The organism is Microcoleus sp. Pol11C2 (assembly GCF_036701505.1).
GTDB lineage: Bacteria > Cyanobacteriota > Cyanobacteriia > Cyanobacteriales > Microcoleaceae > Microcoleus.
Genome location: NZ_JAUBQX010000085.1, coordinates 1 through 15170 on the forward strand (window position 1 = coordinate 1; position 15170 = coordinate 15170).

The window sequence follows — 15170 nt, forward strand, 5'->3', positions numbered from 1 at the left end:
ATACGTCAATATACTTACACACAGAAAATTATTTAGGATTGTTTATAAATATAGAAAATCATTTAGGATTGCTATAGGTCGCTCAAGCCAGTAGAAAATCCCGGAATTTCTCCCTGCTCTAATTTATTAAAAGCGTTTATTAAACATTCAGATATTGGCTTTGGCTCAAATTTCCCTGACTTTTGTTTGGTAGCATTAAAAATTTTCTCTTCTGCCTTGTCTTGGACTATAGATAAATCCGTCGCCGTATCGTACCCTAGCTCAATTACTTCACGTCCGCTCTGTATCAACTTGCGTCGCAGGTATTTTTCTTCTACTAAGGTAGCATACTGGTCAATATTGACCGCAGAAACGGTACGGTCTACCAACTGTGCTAGTTTTGACTCACCGCCTACCTTCTCTAATTGCTTGCGATCGGATAGCCAAGTGGTAACAGTCATTAAATCTGTGGACTGATTTCGACTGTACAGATGCAGTATTGCTTGATAGATGATTTCATGAATATTCATGTAAAACATTTCGGGGGAAAGAACCCCTACTACTCGAACCATTGCATTTGGGTCTAACAAAAGGCCACCCAGAATAGCTTCTTCAGCTTCTAAATTCATGGGTGGCGTTATATCATCGATTAAAGTCATAGTTAAGTAATTTGGGTAGGATTAATCTCACTTTTGGGGCTTTTTAATGTATTGTTTCAACAGCTTTAACCGCTCGCTATCTACAAAATCTTCTTGCTTGGTAGGTTGTACTGTAAAAATTTCAGGTTTGCGATGAGTATCCTGTGCTGATGACTCTTGACCTGTTTTATTGGGTTTCCACTTTTCATCGATCGCTCTTACCAGCCAGCCACAGGGATTGGGAATCTCACTTTTCTGCCTAGCCTCTTTGAAAGCTTCGATCGCGTCTAAAACTGTACTTTCCGAGTCAGCCGATTTAATTTTTTTGATCAATGTAGGGTTGAGCGAGATATCAAGAGATTTCAGCTCGACTAGAATCTTCTCACTAATACTCCGACCTTTGCGATCTTTTAAGTCCGTGATTTTGGTCACAGACGTGATGGGTTCTGCCATAGACAAGGAAGCGGACGACAGATTCGGATCTTTGGGTTCTTCCAGCAGCTTGGTTAATCGTTCGATCTCTCTGTGCAGAGATTCGTTCTCTTGTGAGAGAACGCGCATTTGACCGTGAACTACTTCTAGATGTTCTCTGAGCCCTTTGTTTTCTCCTTCTACCTTTTGCAGTCTTTGCTTCAAGGCTTGATACTTGGCGTCTTTAGAGGCATCCGAAGCTTTCTGTTGAGGAGGGACTGATTTTTGTTTCCTAGTTCCCGCGTCTCTTAAATATTCGATCTGAGCTTTGATATCGGGTTCTTTGTACAACCAGGCAGTCGAAACATCGGCTGTTTCGGCCACTACCTTAAAGTTGATCGGACGTTTCTCCCGTCTAAGCTGTTCGATCGCTTGCTGGGTGCGAGCGATCGCCTCTTCCCTTTTCTTCTGTGCGTTCTGACGCAATCCATCAACGTTACGCTGGTGTTTCATTAGCATCCTCCAAAGAAGCGATGATCTGCTGTAGATTCTCTTTGACTTTTTCGTTCATTTCTACTTGGCGCTGCCAGCCATTGACTTTTGCAGTTTCGATAATTTTTTGGGTGTGTTCTACTTGCTTCTTGTGTTCGGCTAAGAATTCGCCTGTCGTGCGAAAGTGGGTGCAGGTTAAGCAGGCATTGGCATGAGGGCAATGGCCGGCAACCATTGGCAGGGCGCAGGAACCGTTAGGCAAGGCTTGGGCTAAAATATTTTTCTTAAACCATTGCAGGTCGGTATTTTGAGTTATCGAATCCTCCGTCGCAATTACTTTGCCTGTTACGTCCACAATCTTGTTCTTGAACTTGGCGAACTCTTCCTTTAGCGTTTGGTCGTGGATGTGGGCATAGCGAACCGTCATCTCCGGTGATTCGTGACCCAAATACCGCTGAATAATATGCTGTGGAACACCCATGTTAATCATGCGCGTGCCAACTGTATGACGGAATTGATGCGATTGGAAGCGCCATAATTGGCCTGCATTATCGCGAATCTCTTGTTCGTATGCCAGCTTGTTCAGTGCGTCAGTGAAATGATCTTGTTGGATTGGTCTATTTTTGTTGGGACTTCCTAGAGAAAAGAATAGGTAGGGAAAATCTTGTCCCCGTTCTTCTCTAGCAAATTTTTGCTGTTCTTGAATAGTGGCGACTATCTCTCGCGAAATTGGGATAGTGTGTTCCTTTTTCATTTTGTATTGGTAATACTGGAGAAACCAATCACCATGAACGTCTTGGCTTAAGCAATTAAATTTCAAACAGCAAAGTTCGCTAATTCGCATACCGCACTCTTGCAAAACAATATTCATTCGCATGATGTGAGGCGGTAACTTATCTAGGTGTTGATTTAGTTGGGCTAGCACATCTTCTGGGATAAACCGAGGCTGCGCTTGACCCATTCTTGGAAAATCCTCGTTATAAATCAGTCTTTTGTCAGGAACCTCCGCCCACCTTTCTCTGGCGCACAATTCTAAGAAAGCTCTCAAACATCCTATTTGCCTGTGCCTGGTTGAATCTTTTAGTCCTGTTTCTGGTAGTTGAGTTATATATTCGAGAACTATGGTTCTATCAATATCAACAGGTTTGAGGCGAGGATGAAAAAATTGCAAAAAAATAGAAAAATTGTTTAAAGCGCCTATTCTCTGTTGGCATTCTCCAACCGAGTAAATTGACAAGCTATATTTAATGTATTGCTTGGCGGCTTGTCTTAGCCAAGGCTGAGTTATCCTGAAAAAGGTTAATTTGTAATTACTCTTGGAAGGGTTGATTAAACCGCCTAACTTTCTGGCATCCCAAATATCTTTTTCATACTCATTGCGATCGTCATGCGCCTCTTGAAGGGTTTTATATATTTGACGCAGGGTGTTTATCTGACCTCCTTGGTTAGTATATTCTCGCAGCTTCTGGTCTTTATCTAGTTGCTGCATTGTATAAGCTTGCCAATTTTCGGTTTGAATTAAGTAAGACCGGAAAGACGTTTCCCAATTTGTTAAATCTCTCTCCAGCAAGGAAGTAATGTTTGCTGTCATTGTGTTTAGCCAAGAAGCAATATCCTTCATTATTTTGCATTTAGACCATAATGTTCTAGTAGACCATTGGCGCTTTTCTAGCTTTTGCCAGCAAGCGTATTTGAGTTCGGTGTTTAAATTAGTAGAATTACAGGTAAAGGTAACAAGTTTGTTGGGAGAATAAGCTGTGCATCCATCTTGGATGGGGGATTCGCCAATTTTCCACTTATCCTTTGCCCAATAACCGACTACTTGAGAAGCTAATTCTTTTTGTTTAGATTTAGCTGATTGAGATGGCACTGCTTTCATAATTTTATTTTCCCCGTTTGTCAAGATAATCTTGGTAAGCTTTCTTCATGTCGTCATCGGTTAGATGAGTATAAGTATCGAGAACGGTTTGAACTTGGGCGTGTCCCAAGCGTTTCTGTACGTGAGCGGCATCCCATCCATCACGAATTAATTCTGTAGCGTGAGTATGTCTCAATAAATGGGGATGAGCCTCAATGCCAGTTTTTTTACTTAACCGACGAAACAAGTCTGATACTGCTCCATATTTCAGGGGTTGTCCGATTACTCCATCCCATAAATTAACGAAGACGTAATCGCTTTCAATTTCTTCAAACTCTTTGAGCAGGTACTCGGTGTACAATCCCATCAGCTCTTTCGAGATGTCAATGGTATAGGTGTTTCTGGTTTTAGCTCTAGCACCGTTACTATTATCTTGCCGGGGAACAATGCGAATTAAATTATCCCACGACTGGATGTCTTCGTGTCTAAGTCCTAATGCTTGACCAATTCTCATTCCACTTTCATAAAGTAGGGCGATTAAAAATTTGTCCCTAATCCGATCGCAGGCGTTTATTAGTTGTTTGATTTGTTCTTGGGTTAAAGTTTTGACAATTCGCTTTGGTTCTTTAAGTTTAATTAGTTTAGTTCTGACGGGCTTACTTTTGTTTATATGATGAAGAAAGCTTTTGTAGCGCCTGCCGGATTGCACTTGAGTTTTGTAAAGTGGAATATCTTCTACCACTCCCAGGCGTTCTTGGTAGTCGTAAAACATAGAGACTGATGTGATAATTGCGTTCACAGTTGCCTCTGTGCGCTTTGCTTCCTGCTGAAGAATGTGGGCAACTTTGGGTTGGGGGTTTCTTAGCCAAGCAACGAAATTCGCTAAGTCCGATAGCCCAATTTGCGTCCAATCTTTATTGTCATCTCTGAGATATTCCCAATAAAGTTTGAGGTGATAGGCGTAGGACTTGATGGTATTGGGACTTCGCTCAATACTTTCTAAGTAGCTAATAAACTGCTCTATGGGGCGAACGGCTGAGTAGTTGTCGTCCAATACAGTCCAACTTGCTTTGTCGCTATTGGGGATGCGAATCCTTTGAACTTTCACGTCGTTGTATACGTTATATACATTATGGAAAAGCTAATGTTTGTAATTCTACAATGTACAGATTCCAATGTCAAGCATTTGTTGTTTACTTTGTAGAATATGTTTTGATGGCTCTTGTTTTGACTTTTGATGAAGCTTTGGATGTAACTCAGATTCATTCGGTGGCGGGGTTGTTGAAGGATAAGGGAAGCTTGGTGGGCGATCGACCTTTTCGCAGTCCTCACCATTCGGCATCCGGTCCTTCTTTGGTAGGTGGCGGCAGTTTTCCGCGTCCGGGTGAAATTTCTTTAGCACATCGCGGCATACTTTTTTTGGATGAATTAACTGAGTTTAAAAGAGATGTTTTGGAGTTTTTGCGACAACCGCTGGAAGATGGTTATGTGACGATTTCTAGAACTAGACAATCGGTGATGTTTCCGGCTCAATTTACATTAGTGGCAAGCACGAATCCTTGCGCTTGCGGTTATTACGGCGATTCGATTCAACAGTGTACTTGTTCGCCGCAAAAGAGGGAGCAATATTGGGCAAAACTTTCGGGACCCTTGATGGATCGGATCGATTTACAAGTGGCAGTTAATCGTTTGAAACCCGAGGAAATTACGCGACAGCCGACGGGGGAGGAGTCGGAACCGGTGCGGGTGAGGGTGCAGCGGGCGCGAGAGATCGCAACTCGCCGTTTTCAGTCGGAATCTAGTTTGCGCTGTAATGCGGAAATGCAAAGCAGTCACATTAACAAATGGTGTCAGTTGGATGATGCTTCTCGGAATTTATTGGAGATGGCGATTCGGAAGTTGGGGCTTTCGGCGAGGGCGAGCGATCGCATTTTGAAGGTTGCTAGAACTATTGCTGATTTGTCGGGGGATGAAAGCTTGAAAACGAATCATGTGGGAGAGGCGGTGCAGTATCGGACGATCGATCGGATGCAGTAAGTCAGCAACCGCTCAAAAGACACAATACATCGATCCCCGACTTCTTAAACAAGTTAGGGATCTAACAGTTGATTCGGCGATTTAAATCATTTCTAAACCTACGAAGTCCCAGCAGAGAGGGACTAAGGGGTTAAGGGGGTATTTAAGCTCGATTGTTGTCCAATTATTTAATTGAGCCAGTGAAACGCCCCGATGTTCCTATATTTATTGTCTGATTGTGTGCTGCATGGTGCCAGGATCACTTGTGACAGTTGCGTAAGTTCTGTTAGTGTTATATTGGGGGAGGCGACAGCAAACCAAGGCAGCAGTTAAAGTGGTGATCGAGGAAGCTTTAGACCAAATGCCCGAAAGCTAATCAACAGAAGTGTATTAGCGCAAATATCAAGAGTTTTATCAGCACGTCTACGAATCTTATTCTGAGGCCACACGCAGTATCTATACCGCCGCAGCTTGAAGCTGGTGTCAATGCCACCCACCCACAGCTTTTGTCAAAAATCCCTCATAATTTCATCAAACATTAATCAATTTTTTACCCACTTTTTGTCATTTTTACTGTAATTTATGATACCGATCACCCAAGTTGCGCCAATCTTCACAACGGTAGAATTTTTAATATTTAATTTCCCCCTCTCGCTCTCCCTCGCTCTCCCTCGCTCTTCCTCCCTCTTCCTCTTTCCCTGGCCCCCTCTCCCTGTATCACCCTAAAATTTAAGATTTTTGAGTGACGAATCATGGCACGATCGCAGCGCGTTTTGATACCATGCAATCAAGCGCAAGACAATCAGGGAATGCACTGGAGGTGTGTAAATGGAGCTTTTGGCAGAACAAAAACGGTGCTTGGATTGCTTGGTAAGCTCGATCGAGCAATTGGGAGGTCGAGTAGACATTCCAAAGCTGGAGCAGATAGCTGAGCTAATCATTCAAACGATGAGAGGGCCTTGGCGCTACTTTCACACGTCGGAACACATTTTTGAGGTCGGGGGGTCAGTCGATCCGATCGAGGTGCTGGCTGCGCTGTTTCACGACCTCGTGTACGTGCAAGTCGATCAGGGCGTTAGTTTCAATATTAGCAGCGCCCTTTGTCCTTTTGTCAAAGAGGTGCGATCGCAGTTAGTTATTAGAGATGAAACCGAACTGCCCGACGATGCCATGTATCACCTAGTGGCCTCAGTCTTTGGGTTTATTCCCGGCAAGACTCTCTCTCCGTTTGCCGGCCAAAACGAATTTTTGAGTGCCGTTATTGCTGCCAAATGTTTGGAGCCTTTTTTGCCAGCTAGTACGATCGCTGAGATAACAGCTTGCATTGAGGCTACTATTCCTTTCCGCCCGGTTTCGCCCAGTGGTTTGAGCGCGATCGAACTTTTGCACGAGCGTTTGGTAAGTATAAATCGCGACTTTAACTTTGGATGGAGCAATGGCAAAACCGTAGAAATTGTCAAGCGTGCTGTCAGGTTAGCAAATAGAGATGTCGAGAATTTTGCCTCTCGAAATTCCTCTAATTTCTTAGACAATACCTGGAATTTGATGCCCGAAACCAACCACGAGTTGACCAATGTTAATTCCTATACTGTTGCCGGATATCGCAGGTCTCTGCAAAAAATGGAAGGATTTTTGAACTTCCTCAAACCAGAACTGGTTTTCCAGCAGTTTAGGCAAGAGCCGGACGATGAAACCTACGCTAACCTGATTGCCCGAACTCGCAAAAATATCGAAGTTGCTAAACTTTATCTGGGGGTCAAGCTAATTACCATCGCCATTTTAGAAGCTCTTTCCTATCGTTTGGGGCGCGATATTCCGCTTTCAACTATGATGGGAGAATTACGCACACCAGGATTTAAAACCTCGGTTTTGGAAGATTACTTGCCCAACAGACAGAGCGCCTACCCCTTAGACAGTCAGTTGCAAAGAGAAGTGTTAGACCTGCTAGAAATAGGACGCAATCAAGAATCGCGCTATGATATTAAAAACTCCCCAGTTTCTACGTTTATTATCAAATCTATCGGCTTTGCTGAAACAGAAAACTTTTTGAAGAAAGCTCAAGAGTTTTTTGCAGAGCCTACTTCCTCGGAAGAGTTTCTCTCTTACTGCGCTCCCGATGTCATCGAGACCATCTCCTCCGGCGTGATGAAACTCTTTGACAGCAGGAAGACGGCTTTAGGGAAAGTTAAATTAGTTCACCAAACTGTTTCTTAGGATAGGTTGGCACAATCTTAAAACGTTTTCCATCGCACAAACCCGGTTTCTTGAGTTCAGCCACAATGTCCGGTTAGTCTGAGATGTTGCACCATTCTCAATAACGGGATCTGGGGCCTGTTCCACAAAGAATTAGTTTTCTTTTGGGGAGTAGGGGTTGGGCAGGAGATCCCGCCTATAGCAGGCTAATTGAAAATGGTGCAAGATTTCAGTTTAAACCATACAAAAAGTCCTCTTTAACTCAGATGTTGCACCATTTTCAATTAGCCTGTTCTTGAGAATGGTGCCAGATATCAGCTTTAAAGGACTTTAGCTATGAGTCTGGGGTTTGAACCTTTGGCGGACTAATTCGACATCCAACTTCTATTGTGGTGAACCAGTCGCACCCTCTGCGCCGGAGCTGCTCTCAGGTACAGCGGTATCCGTAGGATTAGAATCGCTCCGGCTTTCGGTATTAGTTTCGCCGCTGGTACCTGCTCCAGGAGCGCCCTCATCTTGAGTTGGAGATGGAGTAGCTGAACTCTCAGGTGCTGGAGTTGATGGAGTGGAATCTGGCTCATTCTGCGGAGTCGGAACCGTAGTATTGGTATTATTTGACGGCGAAGATGGAGACGGCGCTGCTTCCTGAGCGGGTGCATCTTGCTGCTGTGAATTTGGAATTGTAATATTGATATTGGGAGCCGGACTTGCTTGAGGAGCGGGATTTGCCTGTTGAGCTGGACTTGGTTGAGGAGCGGGATTTGCCTTTTGAACAGGAGATGGTTGAACCGGAACCGGAACAATCTTTTGAATGATCGTTTTTTCTCTCTCTATAGTCCGAGTCGGAGCTGGTGTTGCTGAAGGCTGATTCGCTTTCGGTACAACAATCACAGGAGCAGCAGTAGGAGTAGGAGCCTCCTCACCCCGATTGAAGTAATATACACTGCCCAGAACTAAGCCTGTCAAAGAAGCAAGAAGAATCCCTAACAGTAACCCGCGACCAGCATTCTGGTTGTCGCGGACTTCTTGGACTCCCAGTTGGCGGTGGTTTTCCGCCATTTCACCCTGTACATAACCTTGGTGATGAGCTGCTTCTTTAGAAGCCTTCCCCGTTGTACTCGGAACACTTGTAGTAGTTCGCGTTGTACTGACATGACCGTTAGTTGCATCAGTGTGAACTTCTTGATGAATTTCACGGCTAGAGCTATTTTCTTCGTTAGGTTTCATAATTATCTTCGCCACCACTATTCAAAAAATATTTGTCTGTAGGAGATGCTCTGGTTTGAAAACTTGAGCTAAGCTGTTGAGCATTTAAATCGCTTATTTCGATTTACTGTCAAGATTCAGGTGTAAGCGTTGGGTGTTTTGCTCATGAGTTTAAATGCTTAACAGCTTTCGGCTTAGGGAGTTTAGAGAACTTTTGGTTTTTCCTTCATTTGTATCCAATCTAACTGGTTAAGGTATTAACCAGGCTCTACCCCCAGAGTGATTCCCAAGTCCCCAAAGGCATAGGATTAGGCGGACTTCAACAAAGAATGTCGGCTAAATGAGTTATTTATAATGCTTGCTGTGCAAGCATCATAGCACTCCTAAATGAGTCGTAAAAAATTACGACTCATTTAGGAGTGCTATATTTATAAAGCCCGTTTGTGCTTGAAATGTGTTTAAGTCCGGTTAGATAGCCACAATTAAGTTTTTAGTAATAAAGACAAGTTTTTTCTCATCTATCAAGAGAGGATAGTCGTACTCACTACCAACAAGCTTTATTACGGGATATTAACCGGACAGGAGCCTTACTAACAACTGAATTTTTTTATTCTGTTCTTTCAATGATGATGGTCATGTGAGCTACTAATGCACCTATCGCTCCTACTGCTGCAATGACTGGAAACAAGGTCGCACCGATGACTCCACCGACTACTCCCACCGTCAGAGGAACTTCTACTAAGATCCGTCCCTCTTCATTTTTGATAATGATGCGGCGGATATTTCCTTCGTGAATCAATTCTTTAACTTTAGTAACCAAGTCGTCGCCGTTAATTTTTACCTCCTCGACGCTAACTTTTTCCTGAGTATAAGCAGGGGTTTCTAAAGGAGTCGTTTCAAAATTAACCTCAGCAACTTTTTGGGAAGAAACTTTTTCAGATACAGGTATTGATTCGAGCTCTCTTGTCCCGACTGGTTCTTGTGCGCGATCTGTAGGTGTGTCCATTTTTTGTTTTCCTTTTAGGTAAAAGTATTTTTGTATAGAATTATATTGAAATATAACACGCAACCTTTTTTGAATCAATCATTCTTTTGGGTGATCTTGCTGCTGCAGTCATGATTTTCTGAAGGTATGATAATGAAAATTCTCTCACTCTGTTGCTTGTGGGCTTATCCCATCTGTCCCTATCTCCCTGTGCCGTTTAGTTAACTGTCTGCTTCTGGCCCTCGCACCGCCTAACCCTTGAAAAACTTTTAATCCAGACCACGAAAGGATGAGAGCGACTTTCACACTCTCTGAGTCTCAGACTCAACAGGTGTACAGGTTGAAATACTGACATTGTACTGAAAGTACGATCGTCCCGCCGTGTATACAGTTACCACCTCTCGTTCGGGAAACCCCACATGGAAACTGTCGTTTACTTTCCTCAAATGTCATTTCAATTTAGCTCAGTGCGATCGCCCAATCAAACCCGCCCCCCCAAGGTTCCTCAAATCAACATCTTAGAGTTTCTAATGAGAATTGCCTAAAATCAAGGGGGAGGAGAAGTAATAATGATCGAAATATTATCGCAACCAAACCAACTTCCTCAAAGTGAAGTGGATGTTGGATAAATGTCGCGTAAAATACAATTATTTCATTGTGCTTCCTCTTGATTCTCCGTCTCCAATTTTCCAGCAATCGCATTTAAATATCAAGTTGGTGGCCGGACGGTACTTTTCGGGAAACTTTTAAGGCACATCAAGCGGATGTGTGGAATGTGAGTTTTAGTTGCGATCGCACAACTTTAGCATCGACAGGGAAAAATTTCCTCGGTGAAGCTTTGGAGTGTCGATGCAGCTAAAGTATAAGCTGCCGAACTTGACAAATTGCTCGCCATCGGCTGTCCCGGGCTCGGAGACTACCTACAATATACAATCCCTGGGTTGAGTGCGATCGGCATTTGTGCAAAAAAACTGACAATTGAGATTTATTAGCAATTGCCGGAAACCTGTTTCGCCTGAATTTTAAAATCGGGCTATCTGTTGCGGATTTGTCGCTATTCTTGTCTTATTGTAATATAATTTTACGCAAGGGGTAATACGAAATGTACTGCCACAGGTCGCAGATGTCTATCCATCTGAACCAGATTAATGTCATCAAACATTAAAAATAGTTATGACTGTTATATTCGGATTAGTAAAATTTTGGATATATAAAATTCAATACATAGTCAGGTTTCAAAGTGGTATTTGCTGTTAAATCAATCTAACCTGCAATATCGTTTCGGGGGACACCAGCATGATTTAAGGACAAAAAAATCCTGCTGAATTAACTGAATTCCAGGGAGCAGAGGGAAGTTGATAACTAAGCTATAAAAAGAGTTAAAAACGCTGTCTAAATAGTAGGCAAGACTCCAGCAGCCAACCGCAACTGCCAATTACCAAAGGAGGGAGCAGTGTATGAAACTGACGGGTTGAGTCCCCTAAAATCGCCGCTTGGTTTGCGATCGACTCTACAGGAATTAACCCTGTACGACTTTCTCCTAGAATCTGAGTGTCCGGGGAACGAAGTTACTAAAATTTTTCAAGCAAACCCTTTAGTTCCCGGCATCATCATCACTCAGCAAGGAAAGTTTATAGGGATGATTTCGCGGCGGCGTTATTTTGAACACATGAGCCGCCCCTACAGTTTGGAGTTATTTTCTCAACAGCCTTTGTTTATACTCTACCGCTTTACTCAAACTGATATGTTAGTTCTCGATCGCGAAACCTCAATTATGACGGCAGTGCGGCAGTCTTTGGAGCGATCGCCCGAACTAATCCACGAACCAATTGTAGTACAAGTAGAACCCGAAATTTACAAACTTTTAGACGTACACCAACTGCTGCTTTCTCAGTTGCAAATTCACGAGTTATCAACCGTGGCGATGCGCGAGTCGCAAGCGCAATTGAGACATCAAGCCCAACAGCTCGAACTTGCCCTGCTGGAACTTCAGCGCACTCAAACTCAACTAATTCAAACAGAGAAAATGTCTTCTTTGGGGCAGTTAGTAGCAGGAGTAGCTCACGAAATCAACAATCCGATCGGCTTTATTTATAGCAATTTGCACCACGCTAAAGAGTACACGCAAGGTTTAATGCGGATGCTAGACATCTACCGACACCACTGTCCCGAACCCATCGCAGCAATTGAAGCAGAAGCCGAAAAAATCGAACTCGATTATTTGCTAGAAGACTTGCCGAAAGTCTTAAATTCTATGCAGCAAGGTGCAGAAAGAGTGCGCGACATCGTTTTGTCGCTGCGGAATTTTTGCAGATTAGACGAAGCTGAAATGAAGCAGGTCAACATTCACGAGGGTATCAACAACACGATTATGCTGTTGCAAAGCCAGCTTAAAGGGAAAGCGGGGCAGGAGGCGATCGAAATTCACAAAGAATACAGCGAATTGCCGCTGGTGCAGTGCTATCCCGGACAGCTCAATCAGGTATTTATGAATATTTTACTTAATGCAATTTACGCTCTGGTTGAGTCTAATAAATACGGAAATGTCGATAAAAAATCCCCTAAAAATTCCCACTTAGGCGACCAAAAGCAGTCTTGTACAACGACTCAATCCTCACTTTCTAAGTCTAGCCGCCTGATTCCTACGATTCGGATTCGCACGGAGTTAATTGAGAAAAAAAAGGTAATAATTAAAATTTCTGACAACGGCCCGGGGATGACAGAAGATGTTCGCAAGCGGTTGTTTGACCCTTTCTTTACTACTAAGCCTGTCGGCCAAGGAACGGGTTTAGGACTGTCGATTAGCTATGAAATTGTTGCCAACCAACACGGCGGCGCATTGAAGTGCTTTTCGGAACCGGGCAAAGGAGCAGAATTTGCGATAGAAATTCCACTTCAACAGTCTTCCCTAGCACATATTTTGCCTCGCTTTGCGTGATAGAACAGAAGGAAGAAGGAAGATGGAAGATGGAAGAAGCAATATAAACTTAGGGACTCGGCTGTTGAAACCGCAGGGTAAACGCATCTTAACTTTCACCCAAAATATGCTACAGTTAGAGCCGACTAATTTTCTATGTAGTTTTTTGTAGTGTGGTAAGACTAAGTAGTTAGACAGAATTAATTACACAAATACATAGTAGAATGATCTTCGAGGCAAAATTATGAGTTAATTACAATTTCATAAACCAAGGCAATTAAAAAAGGTTAGCAAAAAAGTTCAAGAGGCCTGGGGCATAAGTCCTAGTACAAACACAATTCAAAGAATACTAAAAAATCTGAAGATGAGTTGGCATCTCCTTCGTAAAGGAGTGGCAGGAAAGCCTCCATTCCAGGAAGAGCAAGATAAAAAAGCACAATTAGAAGAATTAAAGCGATTGGATGACGAGGGTCAAATTGATTTGTATTACTTGGATGAAACGGGATTTTTTTTGATTTCTTGTGTTTGCTCTGGTTGGCAGGATATCGGAGAATATTTAACAATTCCTAGTCGTAGTTAGCGAATGAATGTACTAGGAATCCTGAAGCGAAATAACCATCTTTAAACTTATATTTCATCTCAAAGTATTAACTCTGATGTGGTTATTGCCTGTATTGATGCTTTTTTCCCCACAGTACATAAGCCAACGGTGATTGTCACAGATCAAGCTTCTATTCATAGCAGTGATGCTATTGTCTACAAACTTGAAGAGTGGAAACAACGTAATATTACTCTTTTTGAGTTGGCTTCTTACTCTCGCAAATTAAATTTAATTGAAACTTTATGGCGATTTATAAAGTATGAATGGATTGATAGATCTGCTTACAAAAGTTAGGAAACTTTTGTTGCATCTGTGGAAAAAATCTTTAAATAATGTGGAGAAAACTATGTAATTAATTTTGTCTAGCTACTTACTAAAGGTCAAGAAACTCAAGCCCGGTGAAGCTGACCTTTCACCCAGTGTGACGCTATCTAAAAGCAAATACGCCAACTTTGTTCGTACTACCGTTTACCTCCCCAAACTTCTGCACCGCCAACTTAAATCCGCAGCAGCGCAATCAGGTCAGGAAATGAGCGAGCTGGTGGAGAAGTCGGTGGCTCAATACCTCCAGCAGTTCAATCCCGACGACAGTCTGTAAACATTTAAATATTTGAAAGTTTAACCATTTAAACATCTAACAGCGAAAAGTACACAATTCCGCGCTGTGGAGCGCGTGCTGCATTCATTGGATTGTGAGGCTGCTGATAAGCTTGGCATGGACGATGAGAAGGGGAGCGGCTGAGAGTGAGGAAATTGTGGCAACGGGGGACGATCGCCAAGAGTGTTGGTAGGGATATATTTGCGACTTCAATCTAACTGCGCCCTCACCGCCCTCTCGGCTTCCTCAAATTGGTCTTGAGAAACCAAGGGTGCAGCAACCCAAACCAAGCACCAGAAAACCAATCAGCGACCGCTATTAATAACTTAAATTATCAATAAACTGACGACTACAATTTTTACATTTAAATCGCTGTTTCCCCTAAGAAGTCTTTCCATTTTTAATAAAAAAATCGCTTTGACAATTAGGATATTCCATACTTTTACCGCGGTAATTTATGTGGATTTAATATTAAACCATTACTGTGCATCACTACCAAAGCATTTAACTACTTGCGGGACATATTAGTAGAGCAAGGATTACTCGCCCTACTAACAGCTTTAAAGCAGAGTAATTGCAGTCGATGCCGGAGCGCTGATCGAACCTGGGCCAAAGCCCAAATTCACCACCCCACCAGCCAAACCAGGAAGATTGTTAATCGTCAGACTAACGCTAGTTTGACCGGGATTAAAGTTCACCGTGCCTCCCGAAGGATTCACAGCAATTGGACTAATGTTGTAGTCTATGTTGTTCACAGGTTGATCACCACTAGGGGCAACAATCAAATAGTCGATCGAAGCCGAAACCGAAGTATTGCCAGTCCGATTAATCGTAAACTCTCCAGAACCACCATCAATAATAGGATCAGGAGACGAACCGTAAGAGAAGAAAGTCGCAGGCACAGCAGTAGTATCAATATTAGAAATCCCTTGATATTCAATTTTCCGCACTAGGTAGTCGGAACCATCGTTTTTGAAGGAGGTGGCGACATAGGCAGCGGTGGGGCTATCGTAGGCTTTAGTGGAGAACCGCAGTTCGTCAAAAATAGCGCCGCCCAGAGAGTCTCCTACTATCTGGAATTTGAAACTGCCATCGGTGCGATCGCCAATGAAAGTCACTCCATCTGAAGACACAGTAATCGGTTTTGGAGCGCTCGGAGCGTTGAGGCGAGTGATCGTAAAATTGGTGGCTGGTACCAGAACCCCATTATTAAAGATTTGCAGGAAAGCAACTTCATTGCCTTGATCGCCCAAACCAGGACTTGTTTTGGGACTCA

The 15170-nt window shown here is 43.1% G+C and carries 12 protein-coding genes and 3 pseudogenes; 7 read left to right on the forward strand and 8 right to left on the reverse strand.

Annotated features, from left to right (window positions below; all coding sequences use genetic code 11):
* Positions 1 to 71: 71 nt before the first annotated feature.
* Genes QUA42_RS26505 through QUA42_RS26520 form a run of 4 tightly spaced genes read right to left on the reverse strand, consistent with a single transcriptional unit; the run spans position 72 to position 4486 of the window.
* Entirely contained in the window at positions 72 to 638 is a 567-nt protein-coding gene (locus QUA42_RS26505; protein ID WP_333141524.1) for a DnaB-like helicase N-terminal domain-containing protein, read from the reverse strand.
* A 27-nt stretch (positions 639 to 665) separates the two neighbouring features.
* Positions 666 to 1541, reverse strand: coding sequence for a DUF6262 family protein (locus QUA42_RS26510; RefSeq protein ID WP_333141527.1), 876 nt, complete (start codon positions 1539 to 1541; stop codon positions 666 to 668).
* Entirely contained in the window at positions 1525 to 3399 is a 1875-nt protein-coding gene (locus QUA42_RS26515) for a tyrosine-type recombinase/integrase (protein WP_333141528.1), read from the reverse strand. Before QUA42_RS26515 ends, QUA42_RS26510 begins: the two co-directional genes overlap by 17 nt.
* Before the next feature lie 4 nt (positions 3400 to 3403).
* Complete coding sequence (locus QUA42_RS26520; RefSeq protein WP_333141530.1) at positions 3404 to 4486, reverse strand: tyrosine-type recombinase/integrase; 1083 nt, start codon at positions 4484 to 4486, stop codon at positions 3404 to 3406.
* 119 nt (positions 4487 to 4605) lie between these two features.
* Here QUA42_RS26520 and QUA42_RS26525 point away from each other — a divergent pair.
* Both QUA42_RS26525 and QUA42_RS26530 read left to right on the forward strand, forming a co-directional pair.
* A pseudogene (locus tag QUA42_RS26525) lies at positions 4606 to 5415 on the forward strand (YifB family Mg chelatase-like AAA ATPase); the annotation flags it as partial.
* Positions 5416 to 6222: 807 nt separating this feature from the next.
* Positions 6223 to 7608 carry a hypothetical protein gene (locus QUA42_RS26530; protein WP_333141532.1) on the forward strand — a complete coding sequence of 462 codons (1386 nt, stop codon included), beginning with the start codon at positions 6223 to 6225 and terminating at the stop codon, positions 7606 to 7608.
* Positions 7609 to 7971: 363 nt separating this feature from the next.
* Here QUA42_RS26530 and QUA42_RS26535 read toward each other — a convergent pair whose 3' ends face one another.
* Positions 7972 to 8814 carry a hypothetical protein gene (locus tag QUA42_RS26535; protein WP_333141534.1) on the reverse strand — a complete coding sequence of 281 codons (843 nt, stop codon included), beginning with the start codon at positions 8812 to 8814 and terminating at the stop codon, positions 7972 to 7974.
* 586 nt (positions 8815 to 9400) lie between these two features.
* Positions 9401 to 9799, reverse strand: a complete 399-nt coding sequence (locus QUA42_RS26540) for a DUF4342 domain-containing protein (RefSeq protein ID WP_333141536.1) — start codon at positions 9797 to 9799, stop codon at positions 9401 to 9403.
* A 398-nt stretch (positions 9800 to 10197) separates the two neighbouring features.
* On the opposite strand from QUA42_RS26540, the gene QUA42_RS26545 reads away from it, so the two are divergent.
* The 5 genes from QUA42_RS26545 to QUA42_RS26565 all read left to right on the forward strand — a co-directional run bounded on the left by QUA42_RS26545 (position 10198) and on the right by QUA42_RS26565 (position 13894).
* On the forward strand, positions 10198 to 10323 hold the full coding sequence (locus QUA42_RS26545) for a hypothetical protein (protein WP_333141538.1): 126 nt from the start codon (positions 10198 to 10200) through the stop codon (positions 10321 to 10323).
* A gap of 908 nt (positions 10324 to 11231) precedes the next feature.
* Entirely contained in the window at positions 11232 to 12716 is a 1485-nt protein-coding gene (locus tag QUA42_RS26550) for an ATP-binding protein (protein WP_333141540.1), read from the forward strand.
* Between the two features lie 343 nt (positions 12717 to 13059).
* Positions 13060 to 13275 (forward strand): hypothetical protein, encoded by a 216-nt coding sequence (locus QUA42_RS26555; protein ID WP_333141541.1) that lies wholly within the window; start codon positions 13060 to 13062, stop codon positions 13273 to 13275.
* A gap of 66 nt (positions 13276 to 13341) precedes the next feature.
* A complete protein-coding gene (locus tag QUA42_RS26560; RefSeq protein ID WP_333141545.1) occupies positions 13342 to 13590 on the forward strand; it encodes a transposase in 249 nt (82 codons plus the stop codon).
* A gap of 64 nt (positions 13591 to 13654) precedes the next feature.
* Positions 13655 to 13894, forward strand: a complete 240-nt coding sequence (locus tag QUA42_RS26565; protein ID WP_333141543.1) for a CopG family transcriptional regulator — start codon at positions 13655 to 13657, stop codon at positions 13892 to 13894.
* Between the two features lie 318 nt (positions 13895 to 14212).
* Here the strand turns inward: QUA42_RS26565 and QUA42_RS27925 are convergent.
* Together QUA42_RS27925 and QUA42_RS26570 are read right to left on the reverse strand one after the other, a co-directional pair.
* Positions 14213 to 14275, reverse strand: a pseudogene (locus tag QUA42_RS27925) (IS1/IS1595 family N-terminal zinc-binding domain-containing protein); the annotation flags it as partial.
* Positions 14276 to 14454: 179 nt separating this feature from the next.
* Positions 14455 to 15170 (reverse strand): annotated as a pseudogene (locus tag QUA42_RS26570) (hypothetical protein); the annotation flags it as partial.

Excerpts from the sequence above, each read along its gene's own strand:
- QUA42_RS26515 (WP_333141528.1), bottom strand. The coding sequence starts at position 3,399 with ATGAAAGCAGTGCCATCTCAATCAGCTAAATCTAAACAAAAAGAATTA.
- QUA42_RS26545 (WP_333141538.1), top strand. The coding sequence starts at position 10,198 with ATGGAAACTGTCGTTTACTTTCCTCAAATGTCATTTCAATTTAGCTCA.
- QUA42_RS26535 (WP_333141534.1), bottom strand. The coding sequence starts at position 8,814 with ATGAAACCTAACGAAGAAAATAGCTCTAGCCGTGAAATTCATCAAGAA.
- QUA42_RS26510 (WP_333141527.1), bottom strand. The coding sequence starts at position 1,541 with ATGAAACACCAGCGTAACGTTGATGGATTGCGTCAGAACGCACAGAAG.
- QUA42_RS26530 (WP_333141532.1), top strand. The coding sequence starts at position 6,223 with ATGGAGCTTTTGGCAGAACAAAAACGGTGCTTGGATTGCTTGGTAAGC.
- QUA42_RS26505 (WP_333141524.1), bottom strand. The coding sequence starts at position 638 with ATGACTTTAATCGATGATATAACGCCACCCATGAATTTAGAAGCTGAA.
- QUA42_RS26540 (WP_333141536.1), bottom strand. The coding sequence starts at position 9,799 with ATGGACACACCTACAGATCGCGCACAAGAACCAGTCGGGACAAGAGAG.
- QUA42_RS26555 (WP_333141541.1), top strand. The coding sequence starts at position 13,060 with ATGAGTTGGCATCTCCTTCGTAAAGGAGTGGCAGGAAAGCCTCCATTC.